This is a genomic window from Zafaria sp. Z1313, from assembly GCF_050563205.1.
Lineage (GTDB): Bacteria > Actinomycetota > Actinomycetes > Actinomycetales > Micrococcaceae > JAZDCJ01.
In genome coordinates, this window is record NZ_JBNWUK010000003.1 from 177,473 (window position 1) to 199,795 (window position 22,323).

The window sequence follows — 22,323 nt, forward strand, 5'->3', positions numbered from 1 at the left end:
CATCCTTTGCATATCCTGAACGAACGGTCAGTAATTCGAACCCGTCCCATGGACCAAGCACAGTGAGGTGGGCAGCATGGCTGCACAGAACGACGCCGGAGGGCACCTTGCGGCGGTGCCCTCGCCCGAGGAGCAGGCCGGCCAGGCGCGCTTCGACGAGATCATCGCCCAGGACTCTCGGATCGAGCCGCGCGACTGGATGCCCGAGGGCTACCGCAAGACGCTCACGCGGCAGATCTCCCAGCACGCGCACTCCGAGATCATCGGCATGCAGCCGGAGGCCAACTGGATCACCCGCGCCCCGAGCCTGAAGCGCAAGGCCATCCTCATGGCCAAGGTGCAGGACGAGGCCGGCCACGGGCTCTACCTGTACTCGGCCGCCGAGACCCTCGGCACCCCGCGCCACGTCCTCAACGAGCAGCTGCTCACGGGCAAGGCGAAGTACTCCTCGATCTTCAACTACCCGGCCCGTTCCTGGGCGGACATGGGCGCGATCGGCTGGCTCGTCGACGGCGCCGCGATCGCCAACCAGGTCCCGCTCTGCCGCGCCTCCTACGGACCCTACGGACGCGCGATGGTGCGCGTCTGCAAGGAGGAGTCGTTCCACCAGCGCCAGGGCTTCGAGATCCTGCTCGAGCTCGCCCACGGCACCGAGGCGCAGAAGAAGATGGCCCAGGACGCCGTGAACCGCTTCTACGAGCCCTCCCTGATGATGTTCGGCCCGCCGGACGGCGACTCCCCGAACTCCCAGCAGTCCATGGCCTGGAACATCAAGCGCTTCTCCAACGACGACCTGCGCCAGCGCTTCGTCGGCATGATCGCCGAGCAGGTCAAGGTCCTCGGCCTGACCCTGCCCGATCCCGAGCTGCGCTTCGACGAGGAGACGGGCCAGTGGATCCACAAGGAGCTGAACTGGGACGAGTTCAAGGCCGTCATCGCCGGCAACGGGCCGTGCAACGCCCAGCGCATGCAGCGCCGCCGGGAAGCCCACGAGAACGGTGCCTGGGTGCGCGAGGCGGCCGCCGCCTACGCCGCCAAGGCCGCACGCAAGGAAGAGGTGGCCTGAGCATGGCCGAACAGCAGAACGGCAACGGCCCCTGGCCCCTCTGGGAGGTCTTCGTGCGCTCCTCGCGCGGGCTGTCCCACGTCCACGCCGGCTCCCTCCACGCCCCCGACGCCGAGCTCGCCGTGCGCAACGCGCGCGACCTCTACACGCGCCGCAACGAGGGCGTGTCCCTCTGGGTCGTGCGCTCGGAGGACATCGTGTCCTCCGATCCCGACGCGAAGGGCGCGTTCTTCGAGTCGCCGCAGGGCAAGGACTACCGCCACGCGACGTACTACACCAAGAGCGAAGGCGTGAAGCACCTGTGAGCGCGCACGAGACCACCCACGCCTCCGGGCACGGGGCAGACCACAGCCTCGACAGCTTCGGCGACTCCATGGCGTCCGCGACCCGCGTCACCCCGGGCAACGCCCTGCGCCCCGAGGACATCCAGATCCAGCAGGAGAAGCCCTCCGACGCCGTCGCGCGCTACGCCGTGCGGCTCGGCGACGACGCGCTGATCCTGGCCCAGCGGCTGAGCCACTGGATCTCCCGCGGGCCCGAGCTCGAGGAGGACATCGCCCTCGGCAACATCGCCCTCGACCAGCTCGGCCACGCCCGCTCGTTCCTTTCCTACGCCGGCCTGGCCTGGGGCAAGACGGAGGACGACCTCGCCTATTGGCGCGAGGAGGACGAGTTCCGCTCCGTCCACCTCGTCGAGCAGCCCAACGGCGACTTCGCCGTGACGATCGTGCGCCAGCTCATGGTCTCCATCTACCAGCACCTGCTCTACACGGCGCTGCTGGACTCCTCCGACGCCACCCTGGCCGCGATCGCCGCCAAGGCCGTCAAGGAGGTCGACTACCATCTGGACCACTCCGAGATGTGGACGGTGCGCCTCGGCCAGGGGACCGAGGAGTCCGCGCGCCGCATGCGCAACGCCCTCGAGGACCTCTGGCCCTACGCCGGCGAGCTGTTCCTCGACGAGCCGCTGCACGACGAGCTCGGCGATGCCGCGGTCCGCCCCTCCGGCCTCAAGGACGCCTGGGACGCACGCTTTGCCGCGGTCCTCGAGCAGGCCGGACTCGCACTGCCCACCGCGGGGCCGGCATGGTGCCGCGGCCGCCAGGGCGAGCACTCCGAGCACCTCGGCTACCTGCTGGCCGAGATGCAGGTGCTCGCGCGCAAGCACCCCGGCGCCAGCTGGTAGGCGGCGGCCATGGCTGAGACCACGAGCGTGGACCTCGACGGGCTGCGGCGCATCGCCGCCCAGGTGACGGACCCGGAGATCCCCGTGCTGAGCATCGAGGACCTCGGGATCCTGCGCGGGGTGCGGCTCGACGACGACGGGGCCGTCGTCGTCGTGATCACCCCCACCTACTCGGGGTGCCCGGCCATGGACGCCATCCGCCAGGACCTCGGCACGGCCTTCGCCGCGGCCGGCCACGACCGGATCAGGGTCGAGCAGGTGCTCTCCCCGGCCTGGTCCACGGACTGGATGAGCGAGGAGGGCAAGGCCAGGCTCGCCGAGTACGGGATCGCCCCGCCCACCGGCACGGGCCACCGCGGCCCGGTGACGCTCGGCCTGGCCGTCAAGTGCCCCCGCTGCCATTCGCTGAAGACCCAGGAACTCTCCCGCTTCGGCTCCACCTCCTGCAAGGCGCTGTACCAGTGCAAGGAGTGCCTGGAGCCCTTCGACTACTTCAAGGTGCTCTCATGACCGAAACCACCGCGCCCGAGGCGGCCAGCCGCCGTCGTGCCGCCTTCCACACCCTCCAGGTCGCCGAGGTGCGGCGCCTGACCGCCGACGCCATCGAGGTGACCTTCGCGGTGCCCGCAGGGCTGGAGGGGGAATACGACTACCTCCCCGGCCAGTACGTGGCGCTGCGCAAGGAGCTGCCCGACGCCGAGGGCGCGCTCCACGAGGTCCGCCGCAGCTACTCCATCTGCGCCGAGCCGCGGCCGGGCGAGATCAAGGTGGCCATCAAGCGCGACCTCGGCGGCCTCTTCTCCACCTGGGCCAACGAGGAGCTCAAGGCCGGCGACTCGATGGACGTCATGAGCCCCGCCGGCGCCTTCATCTCCAAGCACAAGATGACCGGCCTGAACGATCCGGAATCGATCGACACGGACACCGAGGACACCTTCGTGGCCGTCGCCGCCGGCTCCGGCATCACGCCGGTCCTCGCGATCGCCCGCACCGTGCTGGCCGCCAACGAGCGCGTGCGCTTCGACCTGGTCTACGCCAACAAGGCCGCGATGGACGTCATGTTCCTCGAGGAGCTCGCGGACCTCAAGGACCGCTATCCCGCCCGGTTCGCCCTGCACCACGTGCTCTCCCGCGAGCAGCGCATCTCGCCGCTGCTCTCGGGCCGGATCGACGCGGAGAAGCTCACGACGCTGCTCGAGAACGTCATCCGCACCGAGCAGGTCGACGAATGGTTCCTCTGCGGCCCGTTCGAGCTGGTCCAGCTGGTCCGCGACACGCTCTCCGACCAGGGGGTGGCGGCGGAGAAGGTCCGTTACGAGCTCTTCACGACGGGACGTCCGAGCAAGCCCGAGGGGCACATCGGCCGCCCGGTGGCGGAGGACGACGGCGGGGAGAACTACGAGATCGGCTTCCGTCTCGACGGGCTCCAGGGGCAGGTCAAGAGCCCCGTCTCGGCCCGCGAGACGATCCTCAACGCCGCCCTGCGGGTCCGTCCCGACGTGCCGTTCGCGTGCGCCGGCGGCGTCTGCGGGACGTGCCGGGCCAAGGTCGTCTCCGGGAGCGTCCAGATGATGGAGAACTACGCGCTGGAACCGGACGAGGTCGAGCGCGGCTACGTGCTGACCTGCCAGTCGCACCCGACCTCGGACGCCGTGTCCGTCGACTTCGACGCCTGAGCGGGCGGGACCAAGGGGAGAAGACATGATCGAGCTGACGATCTCCGCCGGCGTGGCCGAAGTGGTGCTGAACGCGCCGGAGAAGATGAACGCCCTCGGCCCGGAGGCCCTCGCGGAACTCTCGACGGCGTACGACGACGCCGCGGCCGCCGCGGGGCGCGGCGAGGTCCGCGCGCTGCTGCTGCGCGGGGAGGGGCGGGGCTTCTGCGCCGGGCGGGACATCTCCGGCGTCGTCCCGGCGGACGACGACGTGCAGGGCTACCTCGGCGGGCTCGTGCAGCCCCTGCTGCAGAAGATGGCCGCGTTCCCCGCGCCCACGTTCGCGGCCGTGCAGGGCGCGTGCCTCGGCGTCGGGCTGGGCCTGGCGATCGCGAGCGACGTCGTCTACGTCGCCGGGAACGCCAAGATCGGCTCCCCGTTCGCCAACCTGGGGGCGACCCTGGACTCCGGCGGGCACTGGCTCTTCACCGAGCGGCTCGGGACCCACCGGACCCTGGACCTCATCTACACGGCGGACCTGATCAGCGGCACGGAAGCCGTCGCCGCGGGCCTCTTCAGCCGCGCGATGCCCGCCGAGGAGCTGCTCGAATCCACGCGCGCGATCGTCGCCCGCGTGGCCGGCGGGGCCACGGGGGCCTTCCGGGCTTCGAAGGAGCTCGTCGCCGGGATCCGCGACCAGCGCCTGGGGCTCTGGGAGTCGATGGCGCAGGAGAACGCGGCCCAGGCCGCGCTCTGCGCGACCCAGGACTACGCCGAGGGGTTCAAGGCCTTCCAGGAGAAGCGCCGCCCGGTCTTCAAGGGCTGAACCGCGTCTCGTCGTGTTGTCGCTTTAGCGCGTGGCCGGGGCCGAGCCGGATTCTGCGTTCCATGGCCGTCCGCGTGCCCAGTTCACGTCTACTGGGTGAGGGCGCGGTTGATTGGCGAGTTCACGGGGTAGACCTCGTGAAGTCGTCGCCCGGCGGCTGTCTCGCCGAGATGACGTGAACTGGGTGGTCTCGCGGACCGGAACGTTTGGCGGCCGCCCGCGTGCCCAGTTCACGTCTTGTGGGTGAGGGCGCGGTTGATTGGCGAGTTCACGGGGTAGACCTCGTGAAGTCGTCGCCCGGCGGCTGTCTCGCCGAGATGACGTGAACTGGGTGGTCTCGCGGACCGGGGATGGGGACGTGAACTGGGCATGGGGTATGTCGCGGGGCGGGGCCCGTCGCGTGGATGCCTATCGCGGGGCGGGGCCCGTCGCGTGGATGCCTATCGCGGGGTGCGGCCCGTCGCGTGGAGGCGTATCGCGGCGGACGTTGGCCTGGTCGCCGTCGAGCCAGGCTGGGCCTGTCGTGGTGAGGCAGATATCGGAGGGGGTGTCAGCGCGTGTCGACGTCCTCGAAGATCAGGAACGTCTGTGTGTCCAGGACGCCCTGCATCGACTGCAGCTGGTCGAAGATGACGCGGCGCAGGTCCACGTTGTCCTTGGCGCGCACGAGCAGGATGACGTCGAAGTTCCCGCCCACGAGGCCGATGTGGTGGACCTCGGGGATCGCCGCGAGGCGCTCGCGCATCTCGCGCCACGAGTGCTGGCGCAGCTTCAGGGTCACGTAGGCGGAGGCGCGCAGGCCGGCCCGGACGGGATCCACCACCGCCGTGAAGCGCGTGATGACGCGCTCCTCCTGCAGCCGGTTGATGCGCGAGTAGGCGTGGGCGCGGGAGATGTGGACCTTCTGGGCCACGGCGGTCACCGACTGGCGGCCGTCGCGGGTCAGTTCGGCGATGATGCGCTGGTCGACGTCGTCCAGCGGGACGGGTTGGGCGTCCATGGTTCCTCCTCGGGTCTCGGACGGGGACGGGTGGCCGGGTCGCGGCGTCCGGCCCGGGTGACGAAAACGGATGTTGCGCGTCTCACATTAGCAATTCGTCCACACCTTGCGGGAGTCCATGGCCAAGATTCCACGGTTCACGGCTCCGCTGGATACGAACCGATCTCCGTTCGCATAATTGGTGGGAGACTTGCCGCAGAATGTGTCCCGCGCCACAGGCGGGGCCGCGGCGCCCAACGAGGACAGGGGAGTGCAGTGACGCACACGGACGACGGCCACGCCGCGGGCGGAGCCGGCCGGGAGGCCGGAACCGTGGTGGACGAGGCCTGCCGCAACTTCGGGATCACGGTGGAGGACTACCTCCTGCCGGCCCGCGGGCAGATCCAGATGGTGGACGAGGCCGGCCGGCTGCGCCCCGTCGAGGACCAGGGCACGGCTCCCGGCCACGAGTATCCGCTGCCCGGGGCCGAGGAGCTCCGCGCGGCCTACGAACAGCTCGTGATCGGCCGCCGCGTCAACGACCAGAACTCGGCGCTGGTCCGCCAGGGCCGCATGGCCGTCTACCCCTCCAGCCACGGCCAGGAGGCCTGCCAGGTCGCCGCCGCCCTCTGCCTGGGCGAGGGCGACTGGATGTTCCCCACCTACCGCGACTCCGTCGCCGTCATGGCCAAGGGCGTGGACCCCGTGGAGACCATGACGCTCTTCCGCGGCGACTGGCACGGCGGCTACGACCCGAAGCAGTACAAGGTCGGCATCCAGTGCACGCCGCTGACCACGCAGCTGCTCCACGCCGTCGGCGTCGCGCACGCCGCCAAGCTGCGCGGCGAGGACACCGTCGTCCTGGCCATGTGCGGTGACGGCGCCACGAGCGAGGGCGATTTCCACGAGGCCCTGAACTTCGCGGCCGTCTTCCACCTGCCCGTCGTCTTCTTCGTGCAGAACAACCAGTACGCCATCTCGGTCCCGCTCGCGCACCAGTCGGTCGCTCCGTCGCTCGCGCACAAGGCCGTCGGCTACGGCATGGCGGGGGAGCGCGTGGACGGCAACGACCTCGTGGCGCTCCTGGCCGTCCTCGGCCGGGCCGTGTCCCTGGCCCGCTCCGGATCCGGCCCGCTCCTCGTCGAGGCGCACACCTACCGGATGCAGGCCCACACCAACGCCGACGACGCGACGCGCTACCGCGAGGACGCCGAGGTCCAGGAATGGATCGCCAAGGACCCGCTCTCCCGCATGAAGTCCTACCTGCGGGACCGGGACCTCCTGGCCGCCGAGGACGAGGAGCGCATCGCCGCCGCCGCGGAGGACGTCGCCACGCAGCTGCGTGACGGGCTCAACGAGGACGTCCAGGTCGATCCGCTGGACCTCTTCCGCCACGTCTTCACCACCCCCACTCCCCAGCTGGCCGAGCAGTCCGCGAAGCTCGCCGAGGAACTGAGCCGCGAGGAGGCAGCCCAGTGACCACCGTGACCACGTCCTCCGAGGCCAACGGCAACGTCAGCGCCGCGACCGCCCGCGCGGCGGCCCGCGACGCCGCCGCGGCCCCGCAGCCCACGACCTTCGCCAAGGCCCTGAACACGGCCCTCGCCGACGCGCTCGAGGCCGATGCCGGCGTCGTCCTCTTCGGCGAGGACATCGGCACCCTCGGCGGTGTCTTCCGCATCACCGACGGCCTGACCGCCCGCTTCGGCGAGCAGCGCTGCTTCGACACCCCGCTCGCCGAGTCCGGGATCGCCGGCATGGCGATCGGCATGGCCATGAACGGCATGCGCCCCGTGATGGAGATGCAGTTCGACGCCTTCGCCTACCCTGCGCTCGAGCAGATCTTCAGCCACGTCGCCAAGATGCACAACCGCACGCGCGGCGCCGTGAAGCTTCCCCTCGTCATCCGCATCCCGTACGCGGGCGGCATCGGCGGCGTCGAGCACCACTGCGACTCCTCCGAGTCCTACTACGCCCACACCCCGGGCCTGAAGGTCTACACGCCCGCGACGGTCGCCGACGCCTACCGGATGCTGCGCGAGGCGATCGATTCCGACGACCCCGTGGTCTTCTTCGAGCCGAAGAAGATGTACTGGTCCAAGGAGACCCTGGACCTGGACGCGCTGCGCGCGGAGTACGACGCCGGGACGCACCGGGCCGAGGGCCGCGCGGCGATCGCGCGCACCGGCTCGGACGCGACACTGATCGCGTACGGCCCGTCCGTGCCGACCGCCCTCGCCGCCGCGGCCGCGGCCGCCGAGGAGGGGCGCTCGCTCGAGGTCGTCGACGTGCGCTCGATCGTCCCCTTCGACGACGAGACCGTCTGCGCGTCCGTGCGCAAGACGGGCCGCGCCGTCGTCATCGCCGAGACGCCGGGCTTCGCCTCCGTCGCGAGCGAGATCACGGCCCGCGTGCAGGAGCGCTGCTTCCACTCGCTCGCCGCCCCCGTGCTGCGCGTGACCGGGTTCGACGTCCCGTTCCCGGCGCCCAAGCTGGAGCACTACTTCCTGCCCAGCGTGGACCGCATCCTCGACGCCGTCGACGAACTGCAGTGGGAGGACTAGAGATGGCCGTGAAGACCTTCCTGCTGCCCGACCTGGGCGAGGGCCTGACCGAGGCCGAGCTCGTGAACTGGCTCGTGGCCGTCGGCGACACCGTGGCCGTGGACCAGCCGATCGCCGAGGTGGAGACCGCCAAGTCGATGGTCGAGGTGCCCAGCCCCTTCGCCGGGACCGTGCACGAGCTCTTCGGCGCCGCGGGCGACACCATGGACGTGGGCAAGCCGCTCATCTCCGTCGAGGACGGCTCCGGCGCCACCGGCGGCGCCCCGTCCGGCAACGGCTCGGCCCCGGCCGAGACCGCGCAGTCCTACCGCGAGGAGGAACGTGCCGGCGCCCAGCCGCCCGCCGTTCCCGTCGAGGAGCCCGCCGAGTCCGGCTCCGGCAACGTGCTGATCGGCTACGGAACCCCCGGCGGCTCCGGGTCCAGCGCCCGCAAGCGCCGGCCCAAGGCGCGGCCCGGCGCATCGGTGGGCCCCGCTGCCCCCGCGGTGCCGGCCGCTCCGGTGGCCGGCCCGGCCCGGCGCGCGCCGCTCGTCGTGAACCCGCTCGTGCGCCGCCTGGCCCGCGAGCACGGGGTCGACCTCGGCTCGCTCGCCGGTTCCGGGCCCGACGGGCTGATCCTGCGCGCCGACGTCCAGGCGGCCCTCGACGGTGCCGCGGCGCCCGGCGCCGCCCCCACCGTCTCCCCGGCCGCACCGGCGGCCGGCGGCGCGGTCCCTTCCGGCGCCCTCTCCAGCGGCACCCCGGCGGGGCCGGGCGCGCGGCTGGGCTCCGGCGTCGTACCCTCCGGCGCCGAACGGGACGCGAAGTCCGGCCTCGGCATCGCCGCCCGCACCCCCGTCAAGGGCGTGCGCAAGACGATCGCCGCCGCCATGACGCGTTCGCGCGCCGAGATCCCCGAGGCGACCGTCTGGGTCGACGTCGACGCGACCGAGCTGCTGCGCCTGCGGGCCGGGCTGAAGAAGGCCGACCCGCACGGCACGCCCGGGCTGCTCGCGTTCATCGCCCGCTTCGCGCTCGCCGGGCTTGCCCGGCACCCCGAGCTCAATACGCGCGTCGAGACGGCGGCGGACGGCAGTCAGGAGATCGTCTCCTTCGACGGCGTGAACCTGGGCTTCGCGGCGCAGACCGACCGCGGGCTGATGGTCCCGTCCATCCGCGACGCGCACACCTTGAGCGCCCGGGGGATCGACGCCGAGCTCAAGCGGCTCACGGCCCTGGCCCGGGACGGCAAGGCGAGCCCGCAGGACCTCACCTCCGGCACGTTCACCCTCAACAACTACGGCGTGTTCGGGGTCGACGGCTCCGCGGCGATCATCAACTACCCCGAGGCCGCGATCCTCGGCGTCGGGCGGATCATCGACAAGCCGTGGGTCGTGGACGGGCAGCTCGCGGTCCGCAAGGTCACCGAGCTGACGCTCACGTTCGACCACCGGGTGTGTGACGGCGGCACCGCGGGAGGCTTCCTGCGCTTCGTGGCCGACGCGATCGAGAACCCGGCAGGCCTGCTCGCGGAGCTCTAACCCCCACCCCCCTGCGCACTTTTTGCTTCAAGTAATCCCTGCGTCCCTTGTCAGGGGCCTCCGGGCCGGCCAAAGGTGCGCAGGAGGCGTTAAAGGTGCGCTGGGAGGGGTGAGAGGGGCGGCGGCGGGGGCCAAAGCGGGCGGCCCCCGGTTGTGGGATCCCCACAGTGTGCCGGGTGCGGTGCGGACCTACCCTTGGGCCATGGAACCACTACCCGCCGCCTACGAGCAGTACCTGGCGAGCCTCGACGAGCACACAGCGCACGCCCTGCGCCCGGCGTTCGTGGAATCCGTCCACGAACACGAGTTCGGGGTCCTGGTCCGCGGGCTCGGCTCGCACCACGCCCAGGCGCTCGTCGACGAGCACGTCCCCTACGGCGAGATCAAGGTCGTCTGAGGGGCCCGGCCCCCCGGCCGGCGCCCGAGGCCCCGGCCGCGGTGCCCCGTGGCCGCACGCCGCCGCGCATCAGTAAGCTGGAGCCAGGAGTGTGGACGCCCGCGGGCGTCCCCGGCGTGAAAGGCAGGCCATGACGCAGCAGAACGGCAACGACGCCCGCGGAGCGGCTTCCGCGGACCGGACGACGACGGACGCGGACCCCGCGGCAGGGCCCGGCGGGGCGGGGGCGGACTCGTGGCGCCGCGTCGGGGACCGCAGCTACGTGATGCGGCTGCCCGGCTTCGCCATGAACGTCGGGCTGGTCCTCGGCGACGAGCGGGCCGTCCTCGTCGACACCGGCTCCGGGCCGCTGGAGGCCGCGCGCATCCTCGACGCCGTCCGCGAGGTCACCGAGCTGCCGCTGACGGTCGTGAACACGCACGCCCACGCGGACCACTTCTACGGCAACGCGTATTTCGCCGCCCACGGCGTCGAGGAGTTCTGGGCGCATGCGGCGGCGGCGGCGTCCATGCGGGACGACGGGGAACGCCAGCGTGTCCTGGTCCGGGCGGCCGATCCGGCCATGGCTGCGGGCGAGGGAGAGCACACGGGGCTGCACGTCCCGGACCGCCTCGTCGAGGAGGCCCCGGTGGACCTCGACCTCGGCGGCCACACGGTCACGCTCTTCCACCTGGGCCGCGGCCACACCTCCGGCGACCTGCTGGTCGGCTCGGGCAAGGTCCTCTACGCCGGCGACCTCGTGGAGGAGGGCGCCCATCCCTCGTTCGAGGACTCCTATCCGTACGAGTGGCAGAAGGTCCTGGGCAAGATCATCGCGATCGACGAGCTCTACACCGTCATCGTCCCGGGCCACGGCGACGTCGTCGACCCGGACTTCGTGCGGACCCAGTTCCACAAGCTGCGCCAGGCCATCAAGACGTGCTCGACGGCCATCCACGAGTCCTCCACCGACTACACGAAGGCCATCCCGGTGCTGCCGTACGGCCCGATCCAGTCGCGGCACCTGATCCTGCGCATGAAGGACACGGGGCCGTCCCGCACCCACAGCATCCAGCGGTGAGCCGGCGGCACGGCCCGCGGGGCCCGGCGGCGTGACGGAGGGCGGATTCAGCCTCGCGAGGCTCGGCCCGACGGTCTACGCGCCGTCGCTGCTGTACGCGGTGGGCATGGGCTCGGTCCTGCCGGTCGTCGCGCTCTCGGCGCGCGGGCTGGGGGCCTCGGTCGCGACCGCGGCGCTCGTGATCACGCTCATCGGCATCGGCTCGCTGATGACCAACGTCCCGGCGGCCCTCGTCACGGCCCGTTTCGGGGAGCGCGCGGCGATGATCGGAGCGGCCGCGTGGGCGGCGCTCGGGATGGCGGCGGCGCTCGTGGCGCCGGCGCTGGAAGGCGGCGTCGCCGGCGCGGGCGGGGCCCCGGCGTCGGACGGCTCCGCGGCGCCCGGGCTGGCGCTCTTCGCGGCGGGCATCCTCATGATCGGCATGGCCGGTTCCGTCTTCAACCTGGCCCGGCAGAGCTACCTCGCCGAGGCCGTCCCGGTCAGCCACCGCGCCCGCGCCATGTCGATGCTCGGCGGCACGATGCGCATCGGCGTGTTCATCGGCCCGTTCGCCGGCGCTGCCGCCATGACGTGGCTCGGCCTGCCGGGCGCCTACTGGGTGGGCCTCGCGGCGATGGCGCTCGCCGCGGCGGCGTCGGTGCGGGTCCCGGAGCTGCCGGGCAGCGGGTACGACGCCGTGGCCCCCTCCGCGGCGGCCGCCACCGGCGCGGGGGAGTGGCAGGGGGACGGGAGCGGCGAGGGCCGCCCGGCGGAAGTGCCGGCGCGGCCGACGATCCGCTCGATCGCAGCCGGCCATGCCAGGACCCTGTGCACGCTGGGGCTCGGCGTGGTCGTGATCGCCGCGGTGCGGGCCACCCGCCAGGCGGTGATCCCGCTGTGGGCGGAGCAGCTGGGCCTGGATCCGGCCACGACGGCCCTCGTCTACGGCCTCTCCGGCGCCGTCGACATGCTCGTGTTCTACCCGGCGGGGAAGGTCATGGACGTCAAGGGGCGCGTCTGGGTGGCCGTTCCGTGCCTGGCGGTCATGGGCGTCGCGCTGACCCTCCTGCCGTTCACGGCGGGAACGGCGTCGCTGCTGCTCGTGGCGATGCTGCTCGGCTTCGGCAACGGGATCGGCTCGGGGATCGTCATGACGCTCGGCGCGGACCACTCCCCGGCCGCTGGCCGCCCGCAGTTCCTGGGCCTGTGGCGACTGCTCGCGGACATCGGGGTCATGGCGGGGCCCGTCGTGCTGTCCGTGGTGACGGGGCTCGCCTCGCTCGCGGCCGGGGTGTGGGCGGTCGCGGCGCTGTCCTTCGTGGGAGCGGGGCTGTTCGGCTACTTCATCCCGCGCACGCCCCCGCCCGCGGCGGCCCGACGGCGGTAGGCGGGGCCCCGGCGTCGTTCCCGTCCGCGTCCATGCGGCGCGGCCGCTAGCGCCGCGCCGAGGTCTGCCAGGAGAAGAACGCCGATCCGAGGGCGAACAGGAACGACGCGGCGCCCACGATGAACAGGACGCCGGCCAGGAGGTGGCCCAGGAGGCTTCCCTCGCTGCCGGGCGCGAGCGCGGCGGAGACGCGCCAGTAGACGACGATGGCGCCGGCGATCCCGAGCACGCCCGGCACCCAGAGGAGCGTGGTCCAGGCCCGTGCGGCGGCCCAGTGGCTCCCCGGACCATTCCACGTGTTCCAGCCCGGTTCGCGGAGCACGATCACGAGTCCGGCCAGCAGCCCCCAGAAGGCGGCGACGAGGTAGGCGGCGAGGATGTCGGCGGGGCGGTGCCAGCCCAGGACGAACGTCGCCCCGCCGGCCGCGGCCGCGTAGAAGCCGCCGAACACGGCGGCGAGCGGGCGCCACCGCGGGGAGCACAGCAGGAAGACGGCGACCATGGCCGCGGCGGCGAACGTCGTGTGCCCGGAGGGGAAGGAGTTCATGGACGCCTCGGAGATGTTCTTGTCCGGGCGCTCCAGGACCACGTGCTTGAGCAGCTGCGTGCTGGCGACCGCGGCCCCGAAACCGGCCAGGGCGATCGCCGGGACCACGAGGTCGCGGCGGGCGATCGCCGCGGCGAGCACGGCGACGGCGAGCAGGATCGCGGCGGCGGCCGGGAGGTCGCCGAGCAGGGCCAGCGCCGGGCGGCGGGCCAGGTCGGCGTCGAGGTAGGCCGCCGCCCCGCGCAGGGCGAGCTCGTCGGCCCGCTGTCCCGTGGCCGTGAGGACGAATCCCCAGTAGGCGGCGCCGAAGGCCCCGGCGACGGCCAGCATTCCCAGGATCCACCAGATGGGCCTCAGCACCGGCGTTCCGCGGCCGCCCACGCGCGGCATCCTCTGCGTTTTCATCGCCACCAGCGTCCCACACGAGGCTGTGGAAGCGCTGGAACGGCGGGCTACAGTGAAGCCCATGGCACCGATCCCCCCGCTCGAGGACGTCCTGGCCCGCGCCCACGTCGTGGCCCTGCCCCTGCGGGTGCGCTTCCGCGGCGTCGAGGTCCGCGAGGCCGTGCTCCTCGACGGACCCGCGGGCTGGGCGGAGTTCTCCCCGTTCACCGAATACGGCCACGCCGAGGCGGCCGCGTGGCTCGCGGCGGCCCTCGAGGCCGGATGGGAGGGCTTCCCGGCCCCCGTGCGGACGGAGGTCCCCGTCAACGCGACCGTGCCCGCGGTGGCCGTGCCCGGCGTCGAACGCGTCCTCTCCTCCTTCGACGCGGCGCACACGGTCAAGGTCAAGGTCGCCGAGGCGGGCCAGTCCCTGCAGGACGACGTCGGACGCGTCGCCGAGGTGCGCCGGCTCCTGCCGGGCGCGGCCCTGCGGATCGACGCGAACGCGGCCTGGAGCCACGAGGAGGCGCTCGCCGCGCTCGAGGCGCTCGCCCCCTACGGCCTGCAGTACGCGGAGCAGCCCGTCGCCGGGATCGACGGGCTCGCGCGGCTGCGGGAGGAGATGGCGCGCCGCGGCCTCGACGTGGGCATCGCGGCCGACGAGTCCGTGCGGAAGGAGGCGGATCCGCTCGCGGTGGCCCGGGCCGGCGCCGCGGACCTGATCGTCGTCAAGGTGCCCCCGCTCGGCGGGATCCGGCGGGCGCTCGCCGTCGTGCAACAGGCGGGGCTGCCCGCCGTCGTCTCCTCGGCGCTCGACACCTCCGTGGGCACGCGGGCCGGCGCGGCCCTCGCCGCCGCCCTGCCCACGCTGCCGTACGCGTGCGGGCTCGGGACCGTCTCGCTGTTCGCGGCCGACGTCGCCGCCGAACCCTACACGGCGCGCGGCGGCCTCCTCGACCTGCGCACCGTCGATGCGGACCCGGAGCTCCTGGAGCGCCATGCCGCCCCCGCCGGGCGCACCGCGTGGTGGCTGAACAGGTTACGCCGCTGCCATGAATTGTTGGTGAAGGAAGCGGCCCCCGGGAGTTCACCGCCAGGGCACTGAGCCGTTCGACGCCGCTGGCAGTGTGGCCCCCGGGGGAAACCACCAACCAGGAGGACACCATGCCAAGCGACCTGAAGCTCCTACCGATGTCCGGCCACACGCGGGGCAACCGTTCCGCGGCGACCTGCCACTTCAAGTGCGGCAACGCCTGCGCGAAGGACGTCTGCAACACCAGCGGAAACAGCTACTTCCGGGACGTCGTCGACGTCGCCCTGTCCCGCCGTGCCCTCCTGGGCGCCGGCGCGGTGGCCGCGTCCGCCGTCGTCATCGGGACCGAGCTGGCGTCCGCCCCGGAGGCCGCCGCGGACTTCGGGGGCTTCGGCCAGGGCCGGGGAAGGCTCGGCTTCACGGCCATCGCGCCGGTCGAGCGGACCGTCGACACCGTGACCGTGCCGAAGGGCTACGACTGGGCCCCCGTGATCCGCTGGGGCGATCCGCTCTTCAAGCGCACCCCGGACTTCGACGTCAACCGCCAGTCCGCCGCCGCGCAGGCCGGACAGTTCGGCTACAACAACGACTACCTGAACATCCTCGCGGACCGCTCCGGCCGCGCCGGCGTGCTCGTGTGCAACCACGAGTACACCAATGAGGAGATCATGTTCGACGCCGACTGGGCCGCCGCGAACCCGGACGAGGTCCGGCGCATCGCGATCGCCGCCCACGGCTTCTCGGTGGTCGAGGTCGTGCGGAAGAAGGCGGGCGCCCCGTGGTCCTACGTGCGCGGGGGCCGGCGCAACCGCCGCATCACGGGCAGCACGCCGTTCCGCGTCGACGGACCCGCCGCGGGCTCGGAACTGCTGCGCACCGCGGCCGACCCGAGCGGGCGCCGCGTCCTGGGCACCCTGAACAACTGCGCCGGCGGCACGACGCCGTGGGGCACCGTGCTGTCCGGCGAGGAGAACTTCAACCAGTACTTCCAGGGCACGGGCAGCGCGTCCGATGCCCGCTACGGGATCTCCGCCGGTGCCACCGAGCGCGGCTGGGAGCACGTCGACCCGCGCTTCTCGGCGCAGAACCCGGGCTTCGAGAACGAGGTCAACCGCTTCGGCTGGATCGTGGAGATCGACCCGCAGGATCCCACCTCGACGCCCGTGAAGCACACGGCGCTCGGCCGCTTCAAGCACGAGGGCGCGAACATCCGGATCGCCCGCGACGGCCGCGTCGTGGCGTACTCGGGGGACGACGAGCGCTTCGACTACGTCTACAAGTTCATCTCGAAGGGCAAGTACAAGCCGGGCAACAAGCGGCACAACATGACGCTGCTCTCCGAGGGCGACCTCTACGTGGCCCGCTTCACGGGGGACTCCCCGGCGGCGGAGATCGACGGCGGGGCCGGCGTCCCGTCCGACGGCGCCTTCGACGGCTCGGGACGGTGGCTTCCGCTCGTGGTCAACGGCCGGTCCAAGGTGCCCGGCATGGGCGTGGAGGAGGTCCTCGTCTACACGCGGCTCGCCGCCGACCAGGTCGGGGCGACCAAGATGGACCGCCCGGAGGACGTCGAGCCGAACCCGGTGACCGGCAGGCTCTACATCGCGCTGACCAACAACACGGGCCGCGGCGTCGGCGCGAACGCGCCCGTGGACGAGGCCAATCCGCGCACGGCCAACCGGGACGGCCACGTGATCGAGCTGACCGAGCGGCGCAACGACGCCGCCTCGCTCGACTTCGCCTGGAACATCCTGCTCGTGGCCGGCGACCCGGCCAAGGACCCGACGACGTACTTCTCCGGGTACCCGCGCGGGAAGGTCTCGCCGATCTCCTGCCCGGACAACCTGGCCTTCGATTCGAAGGGCAACCTCTGGATCTCGACCGACGGACAGCCCGGGACGATCGGCTATTGCGACGCCCTGCACAAGGTCACCCTCGAGGGACGCGGGCGCGGACGGGTCGAGCAGTTCCTGGCCGTGCCGGCCGGCGCGGAGACGTGCGGGCCGGTCATCCACGATCAGGACGACTCCGTGTTCGTCGCGGTCCAGCACCCGGGCGAGGGCGGGACGTTCGCCGAGCCGTATTCGCTCTTCCCGGACTTCGCCGAGTCCCCGGATGCGGTCCGCCGCGGCGACGCCTACGCCCCGCGCCCCTCCGTGGTCCAGGTCTTCAGCACGCGCGATTCCGGCGGGAAGGGCAAGGGCCGGCCGAAGGACCGGCGGAAGCGCCGGGACGTCGACCGCGGACGCTCCCGGACGGGCCGCGGCCACGGCAACGGCAAGGACAAGGGCCGCGGCTGACGCCAAACCCGCCCGCCCCACCTCACTCGCCCGCCCCGCCCGACCGCAACACAACCCACGGAACTGCTGTTCCCAGCGCTGGGACCGACGATTCCCTGGAGGGTGTTGCGCCGGGGGCGGGGCGTGGCGGGCGCGGAGGGCGCCGGGGAGGACGAGCCTAGGATGGACGGCATGAGCACAGCAGCAGAGAACCCGGTCCCCGCCGGGCACACGGGCCCGACGTCGATCGAGACGGCCCGCCGCGTCCTGGCCGGGCTGCACGACGCCGGCCTGCGGCACCTCGTGCTCAGCCCCGGCTCGCGCAGCGCCCCGCTCGCCTATGCCGCCGCGGAGGCCGAGGCCGCCGGCCGGCTCGTGCTCCACGTGCGCATCGACGAGCGCGACGCGGCCTTCACGGCCCTCGGCCTCGCCCTCGCCACGGGCCGGCCCGCCGCAGTCGGCACGACGTCCGGCACCGCGGCCGGCGAACTGCTGCCGGCCGTCATGGAGGCCCACCACGCCGGGGTCCCGCTCGTGGTCCTCACGGCGGACCGCCCGGAGGAGCTGCGCGGCACGGGCGCCAACCAGACCACCATCCAGCCCGGGCTCTTCGCGGCGTTCGTGCGGGCGGAGGCGTCGCTCGAGGCCGGCGAGGCCCCCGAGTCCGCGGTCCGCCGTGTGCTGCTCGCCGCGGACGGCATCGCCGAGCAGGCCGCCGGCGACGGAGCGTTCCAGCCCGCGGGCGTCGCGCTGCACACGACCGCGCGCGGCCCCGTCCACCTCAACCTCGCCTTCCGCGACCCCCTCGTCCCCGGGCCGGGGGACCGCCTCGCGCCCGGCTCCGGCGCGGCCCGGAGCCAGGACGACGCCGGGGCCGCGCCCGCCGTCGTCGCCCCGCCCCCCGTGGGGGCCGGGCCGGGAGGCGGGGAGCCGGCGTCGGATCACGGGCAGGCGCCCCGCCCCGGGGCAGCCGTGGCCGCGGAGGGGGATCCGGCGTCGGACCCGGCCGGCGGGAACCCGAACGGGGGCGGCGCGCCCGCGCTCGCCGAGCGCCGCACCGTCGTCGTCGCGGGGCACGGGGCGGGACCCGAGGCCGAGGCCTTCGCGCGCCGCCACGGGCTGCCGCTCCTGGCCGAGCCGAGCTCCAACGCCCGCTTCGGGCCGAACGCGATCGGCCCCTACCGCCTGCTGCTGCCCGTGCTCGCCGGGGCGATCGAGCGCGTCGTGGTGTTCGGGCGCCCGACGCTCAGCCGCCCCGTCGCCCGGCTGCTGGCCGGCTCCGCCCAGCAGAGCGCGCTCTACCTGCCCGAGCCCGCGGCCTGGTTCGAGCCCGGCCGGCGTCCCGAGCGCCTCATCGAGGACCCGGCCGACCTGGCGCTCTTCGCCGGCCGGGGAGCCGAGGGGTGGCTCGGGCTGTGGCAGGAGGCCGACGCGGCCGCGCTGCGCGAGATGGACGCCGTGCTCGAGGACGCGCCGCTGAGCGGACCGGAACTGGCCCGCGCGGTCTGGGAGACCGCGCGGGGAACGCTCGTCCTGGGCTCTTCGAACCCCGTGCGCGACGCCGACCTGCTCGGCACGCCCGCCGCGGCTCCCGGGGCCCGCGTCCACGCCAACCGCGGCCTCGCCGGGATCGACGGGATGCTCGCGACGGCCACGGGGATCGCGCTCGCCACGGGCGGCCCGGCCACCGTCCTGCTGGGCGACGTGACGTTCGTGCACGACGCCGGCGGGCTGCTGATCGGCCGCGGGGAGCCCGAGCCGGAACTGGACATCGTGGTCCTCAACGACGCCGGGGGAGCGATCTTCTCGCTGCTCGAGCACGGCGGGGTCGGGGCCTCCGGGCGCTACGGCGACGCCGTCGAACGGCTGTTCGCGACCCCGCACGACGTCCGGATCGAGGGACTGGCCGCCGCATACGGGCTCGGCTACGAGAGGATCCAGACGCGGGCCGAGCTCGGGCGCGCCCTGCGCGGGCGCGGCGGGGCCGGGCCGCGGCGCCGGATCCTCGATGTGCGGATCGACCGCGCGGGGCTGCCCGCGCTCCACGAGCGCCTCGCGGAGGCGGCCCGCGCAGCCGCCGAAGCGGCGCTCGCCGCGCGGTCGGCCGAAGTGGCGGGCTAGGCTCCCGCCGGCTCGACCGCGCCGAGCCGCGCGGACTCCACGAGCGCCGGGGCCGGCCCGGCGGCGTCGAGCTCGAGCAGCACGACCTCGTTCCCACCGGCCCGGACCACGGGGGAGGGGACGTAGAGGGTCTCGTGCGGCCCGGCGTTCCAGTAGCGGCCCAGGCAGAAGCCGTTGACCCACGCGTAGCCCTTGCCCCAGCCCCAGGTGTCGAGGAAGGTGTCCGCGGGGGAATCCGCCGTGAAGTGGAAGGAATGGAAGGCGGCGGTGGCCGGCACGTCCCGGCCTGGGGCGGCGGACCCGCGGACGGCGTCCAGATCGGGCAGCTCCGGAAGCGGCAACGGCGTCATCGTCCAGCCGTGGACCTCCTGGCGCTCGTGCAGGATGGCGCCCGTGATGCCCTTGCGCTCGCCCGTCAGGCGGCCGTAGTTGACGCGGCCCATCGATTCGACGACGAGCTCGATCTCGAGCCCCTCCGCCGGCACGGCCAGCGGGTACGGCTCCTGGTCGTTGCGCTCGAACACGTGGGCGGGGACGCCGCCGACGAGCAGCTGGGCGCGGTCGGCGAGGCCGTCGATCGTCAGGTCGTACTCGCGCCGCGGCCCGGGCAGGGTGGAACGGTAGCGGACGATCCCGTGGTCGAGGCCGAGCTCCTCGAAGCCCAGGGGGTAGGGGGAGGCCACGGTCGCGGCGTGGCCGGTGGCCAGTCGGGGCCGCAGCGTGCCGGAGTCCACGGCGTCGAGCACGTCGGCGAGCGGCACCAGCGCGCCCGCCGGCGCCGTGGCGGCGGCCGGCAGGAGCGGTTCGTCGAAGTCCTCGAGCGCGGGGACCGCCCGGAAGCGCGCGATGACGTCGCGGAAGGCGTGGAACTTCTCAGTCGGCGCGCCGCGCTCGTCGAGGGCCGCGTCGTAGTCGTAGGAGGTGACGGTGGGCTCGTAGCGTCCGCCGGAAAGGGCCGCCGGGGGATCGTAGTTGGCTCCGGCGCCCGTGCCGAAATTGGTGCCGCCGTGGGCCATGTAGAAGTTCACGGATCCGCCGCGCGCGAACCGAAGTTCACGGTGGCCGCGGCGCCGTCGACCATCCCGCCCGTCAGCATGTGGTCCGCCGGGCCGTCGGAGGTGAACAGCGGGACGTCGACTCCCCTCGCCAGCAGGCCGTCGCGCAGATGCTCCAGGTAACGGGCGTCGCTGCCGAACGAGCCGTACTCGTTCTCGACCTGGACCATCGTGATGGGGCCGCCGCGGCTGGCCAGGTGCGGCAGGATCCGCGGGATCAGCTCGTCGAACCAGGCGTCGACCGCCTCGAGGAAGGCGGGATCGGCGGTGCGGATCCGGATCCCCGGCTTCCCCGTCAGCCAGGACGGCAGGCCGCCGTTGTCCCATTCGGCGCAGATGTAGGGGCCGGGGCGGAAGACGACGCCGAGGCCCTCCTCGTGTGCCTCGCGGAGGAAGCGCTCGAGGTCGCCGAAGCCCGTGAAGTCGAACTCCCCTGGTCGTGGCTCGTGCAGGTTCCAGGCGACGTAGCTCTCGACGCTGTCGAGCCCCATGAGACGGAGCCAGTGAAGACGCGCGCGCCACTGCTCCGGATGCGTCCGGAAGTAGTGGAAGGCTCCGCTGATGATTCTGGGACCGGGACTACTCCCTGATGTCCACGTGGGTGGGGTCCAGGACGCGCTTGAGGAAGTCCTGCGTGCGGGGCTGCTGGGGGTTGCCGATGACCTCGGCCGCCGGCCCCTCCTCGACGACGACGCCGCCGTCCATGAACACCACGCGGTCCGCGACCTCGCGGGCGAACGCCATCTCGTGGGTGACCACGAGCATCGTCATGCCCTCCTTGGCGAGCCGGCGCATGATGGCCAGCACCTCGCCCACGGTCTCGGGGTCCAGCGCCGAGGTCGGCTCGTCGAAGAGCATCAGCTGCGGGTCCATGCTCAGGGCGCGGGCGATCGCGACGCGCTGCTGCTGTCCGCCGGAGAGCTGGTCCGGGTAGCGGGCGCCGAAGTCGCCGAGGCCGACGCCCTCCAGGTTCTTCCGGGCCGTGGCCTCCGCCTCCGCCTTGGGCCGCTTGAGGACCTTGACGGGGGAGACGGTGCAGTTCTGCAGCACGGTCAGGTGGGGGAAGAGGTTGAACTGCTGGAAGACCATGCCGACCTTCCGGCGCATGCCATCCAGGTCCACGTCCTCGCCCGTGGCCTCGAAGCCGCCGACGTGGATGGATCCTCCGTTGGGCTGCTCGAGCAGGTTGACGCAGCGCAGCAGGGTGGACTTGCCGGAACCGGACGGGCCGATCAGGCACACCACCTCGCCCGGCTCCACGTTGAGGTCGATGCCCTTGAGCACCTCGTTGGAACCGTAGGACTTGTGCAGCCCGGTGATGGAGACGCCGGCCGCATGGGTGTGGGTCGTGGTCATGGTGGTCCTGCCTATCGCTTGGTGCGCGAGGAGCGCGCTTCGAACTTCCTGGCCAGCAGGCTCAGCGGGATGGTGATCACGAGGTACATCGCGCCCGCGACGACGAGCGGCGTGATGCCCGCGCCGAGGCTGGCGATCCCGTCGCGGCCGAACTTCGTGAGCTCGTACTGGCTCGCGAGCAGGCCCAGGACGTAGATGAGCGAGGTGTCCTTCGTGACCAGGATGATCTCGTTGGTCAGGGGCGGCAGGACGATCTTGAAGGCCTGCGGGATGATGATGGTCACCATGGCCCGCCACCCCGGCATGCCGAGCGAGCGCGCGGCCTCGTACTGCCCCTTGGGCACGGCCTGGAGGCCGGCGCGCAGCGTCTCCGCGATGTAGGCCGCGGCGACGAGGCCGAGGGAGACCATGACGACGACGGGGATGGGCCAGTTGGTGCCCGGGAAGGCGGCGGGGACGCCGAGGCCGAAGGTGATGAAGACGAGCAGGGCGGGGACGCCGCGGAAGAACTCGATGTACGCGGTGGCGATCCAGCGGTACGGGGCGAAGCTCGCCATCTTCATGAGCGCCAGGACCAGGCCCAGCGTGAGCCCGAAGGCGAAGGAGATGACGGTGTAGAAGATGGTGTTCTTCAGGCCGATCACGAAGATGTCCGGGAACATCGGGGCGATGCGGGGGAAGTTGAAGAACGACTCGCCGACGACCCTCCAGTTCATCGTGAAGGCCAGGACGGCGATCACGACGACGAAGACGCCGAGCTGGACCGCCTTGCTGGTGCGCTCGCGTTGACGGGTAGTCAGGGCCATGGGGTGAGCCTTTCGGTCAGGTCGGCGGCGCCCGGCGCCGTGCCGGTGCCGCCTGGGCCGAGGTGTCGCGGGGAGCCAGACCCCCCCGGGCCGTAGGGCCAACAAATGTGGTGGCGCCCCAGC

At 72.8% G+C, this 22,323-nt stretch carries 21 protein-coding genes; 15 read left to right on the plus strand and 6 right to left on the minus strand.

Annotated elements, in window-relative coordinates:
• Positions 1–76 precede the first annotated feature (76 nt).
• Genes paaA through ACQ3I4_RS05615 form a run of 6 tightly spaced genes read left to right on the plus strand, consistent with a single transcriptional unit; the run spans position 77 to position 4,733 of the window.
• A complete protein-coding gene (gene paaA / locus ACQ3I4_RS05590) occupies positions 77–1,066 on the plus strand; it encodes a 1,2-phenylacetyl-CoA epoxidase subunit PaaA (RefSeq protein WP_329861575.1) in 990 nt (329 codons plus the stop codon).
• Between the two features lie 2 nt (positions 1,067–1,068).
• Positions 1,069–1,371: a 1,2-phenylacetyl-CoA epoxidase subunit PaaB gene (gene paaB, locus ACQ3I4_RS05595; RefSeq protein WP_329861574.1), complete on the plus strand. Its 303-nt coding sequence runs from the start codon at positions 1,069–1,071 to the stop codon at positions 1,369–1,371.
• A complete protein-coding gene (gene paaC / locus ACQ3I4_RS05600; RefSeq protein WP_430633035.1) occupies positions 1,368–2,252 on the plus strand; it encodes a 1,2-phenylacetyl-CoA epoxidase subunit PaaC in 885 nt (294 codons plus the stop codon). The genes paaB and paaC overlap by 4 nt, the downstream gene beginning before the upstream one ends.
• Positions 2,253–2,261: 9 nt before the next feature.
• Complete coding sequence (gene paaD, locus ACQ3I4_RS05605; RefSeq protein WP_329861573.1) at positions 2,262–2,762, plus strand: 1,2-phenylacetyl-CoA epoxidase subunit PaaD; 501 nt, start codon at positions 2,262–2,264, stop codon at positions 2,760–2,762.
• A complete protein-coding gene (gene paaE, locus ACQ3I4_RS05610) occupies positions 2,759–3,928 on the plus strand; it encodes a 1,2-phenylacetyl-CoA epoxidase subunit PaaE (RefSeq protein ID WP_430633036.1) in 1,170 nt (389 codons plus the stop codon). The genes paaD and paaE overlap by 4 nt, the downstream gene beginning before the upstream one ends.
• A 25-nt stretch (positions 3,929–3,953) precedes the next feature.
• Positions 3,954–4,733 (plus strand): enoyl-CoA hydratase/isomerase family protein, encoded by a 780-nt coding sequence (locus ACQ3I4_RS05615; RefSeq protein ID WP_430633037.1) that lies wholly within the window; start codon positions 3,954–3,956, stop codon positions 4,731–4,733.
• 550 nt (positions 4,734–5,283) lie between these two features.
• On the opposite strand, the gene ACQ3I4_RS05620 is transcribed toward ACQ3I4_RS05615, so the two are convergent.
• Entirely contained in the window at positions 5,284–5,733 is a 450-nt protein-coding gene (locus tag ACQ3I4_RS05620; RefSeq protein ID WP_430633038.1) for an Lrp/AsnC family transcriptional regulator, read from the minus strand.
• 255 nt (positions 5,734–5,988) lie between these two features.
• On the opposite strand from ACQ3I4_RS05620, the gene ACQ3I4_RS05625 reads away from it, so the two are divergent.
• From ACQ3I4_RS05625 to ACQ3I4_RS05650, 6 genes are all read left to right on the plus strand, one after another.
• Positions 5,989–7,191: a thiamine pyrophosphate-dependent enzyme gene (locus ACQ3I4_RS05625; protein ID WP_430633039.1), complete on the plus strand. Its 1,203-nt coding sequence runs from the start codon at positions 5,989–5,991 to the stop codon at positions 7,189–7,191.
• Entirely contained in the window at positions 7,188–8,276 is a 1,089-nt protein-coding gene (locus tag ACQ3I4_RS05630) for an alpha-ketoacid dehydrogenase subunit beta (protein ID WP_430633040.1), read from the plus strand. Before ACQ3I4_RS05625 ends, ACQ3I4_RS05630 begins: the two co-directional genes overlap by 4 nt.
• A gap of 2 nt (positions 8,277–8,278) precedes the next feature.
• Positions 8,279–9,796, plus strand: a complete 1,518-nt coding sequence (locus tag ACQ3I4_RS05635) for a dihydrolipoamide acetyltransferase family protein (protein WP_430633041.1) — start codon at positions 8,279–8,281, stop codon at positions 9,794–9,796.
• 202 nt (positions 9,797–9,998) lie between these two features.
• Positions 9,999–10,193, plus strand: coding sequence for a hypothetical protein (locus ACQ3I4_RS05640; RefSeq protein ID WP_329861563.1), 195 nt, complete (start codon positions 9,999–10,001; stop codon positions 10,191–10,193).
• A gap of 130 nt (positions 10,194–10,323) precedes the next feature.
• On the plus strand, positions 10,324–11,253 hold the full coding sequence (locus ACQ3I4_RS05645) for an MBL fold metallo-hydrolase (protein ID WP_430633042.1): 930 nt from the start codon (positions 10,324–10,326) through the stop codon (positions 11,251–11,253).
• Positions 11,254–11,284: 31 nt separating this feature from the next.
• Positions 11,285–12,619: an MFS transporter gene (locus ACQ3I4_RS05650; RefSeq protein ID WP_430633043.1), complete on the plus strand. Its 1,335-nt coding sequence runs from the start codon at positions 11,285–11,287 to the stop codon at positions 12,617–12,619.
• Between the two features lie 46 nt (positions 12,620–12,665).
• Here the strand turns inward: ACQ3I4_RS05650 and ACQ3I4_RS05655 are convergent, their stop codons facing one another.
• Positions 12,666–13,571, minus strand: coding sequence for a phosphatase PAP2 family protein (locus tag ACQ3I4_RS05655; protein ID WP_430633044.1), 906 nt, complete (start codon positions 13,569–13,571; stop codon positions 12,666–12,668).
• Positions 13,572–13,632: 61 nt separating this feature from the next.
• Here ACQ3I4_RS05655 and ACQ3I4_RS05660 point away from each other — a divergent pair, with 61 nt between their 5' ends.
• From ACQ3I4_RS05660 to menD, 3 genes are all read left to right on the plus strand, one after another.
• A complete protein-coding gene (locus tag ACQ3I4_RS05660; protein WP_430633045.1) occupies positions 13,633–14,655 on the plus strand; it encodes an o-succinylbenzoate synthase in 1,023 nt (340 codons plus the stop codon).
• Positions 14,656–14,714: 59 nt separating this feature from the next.
• The gene (locus tag ACQ3I4_RS05665) at positions 14,715–16,883 is read left to right on the plus strand and encodes a PhoX family protein (protein ID WP_430633046.1); all 2,169 of its coding nucleotides are present in this window, start codon (positions 14,715–14,717) and stop codon (positions 16,881–16,883) included.
• A 162-nt stretch (positions 16,884–17,045) separates the two neighbouring features.
• Positions 17,046–18,983: a 2-succinyl-5-enolpyruvyl-6-hydroxy-3-cyclohexene-1-carboxylic-acid synthase gene (gene menD, locus ACQ3I4_RS05670; RefSeq protein WP_430633047.1), complete on the plus strand. Its 1,938-nt coding sequence runs from the start codon at positions 17,046–17,048 to the stop codon at positions 18,981–18,983.
• Here the strand turns inward: menD and ACQ3I4_RS05675 are convergent.
• Genes ACQ3I4_RS05675 through ACQ3I4_RS05690 form a run of 4 tightly spaced genes read right to left on the minus strand, consistent with a single transcriptional unit; the run spans position 18,980 to position 22,200 of the window.
• Positions 18,980–20,011 (minus strand): beta-galactosidase, encoded by a 1,032-nt coding sequence (locus ACQ3I4_RS05675; protein ID WP_430633048.1) that lies wholly within the window; start codon positions 20,009–20,011, stop codon positions 18,980–18,982. The genes menD and ACQ3I4_RS05675 overlap by 4 nt on opposite strands.
• Positions 20,008–20,604 carry a beta-galactosidase gene (locus tag ACQ3I4_RS05680; protein WP_430633067.1) on the minus strand — a complete coding sequence of 199 codons (597 nt, stop codon included), beginning with the start codon at positions 20,602–20,604 and terminating at the stop codon, positions 20,008–20,010. The genes ACQ3I4_RS05675 and ACQ3I4_RS05680 overlap by 4 nt, the downstream gene beginning before the upstream one ends.
• Before the next feature lie 13 nt (positions 20,605–20,617).
• Positions 20,618–21,394 (minus strand): amino acid ABC transporter ATP-binding protein, encoded by a 777-nt coding sequence (locus ACQ3I4_RS05685; RefSeq protein WP_329861554.1) that lies wholly within the window; start codon positions 21,392–21,394, stop codon positions 20,618–20,620.
• 11 nt (positions 21,395–21,405) lie between these two features.
• Positions 21,406–22,200, minus strand: a complete 795-nt coding sequence (locus ACQ3I4_RS05690) for an amino acid ABC transporter permease (protein ID WP_329861552.1) — start codon at positions 22,198–22,200, stop codon at positions 21,406–21,408.
• Between the last annotated feature and the right edge of the window lie 123 nt (positions 22,201–22,323).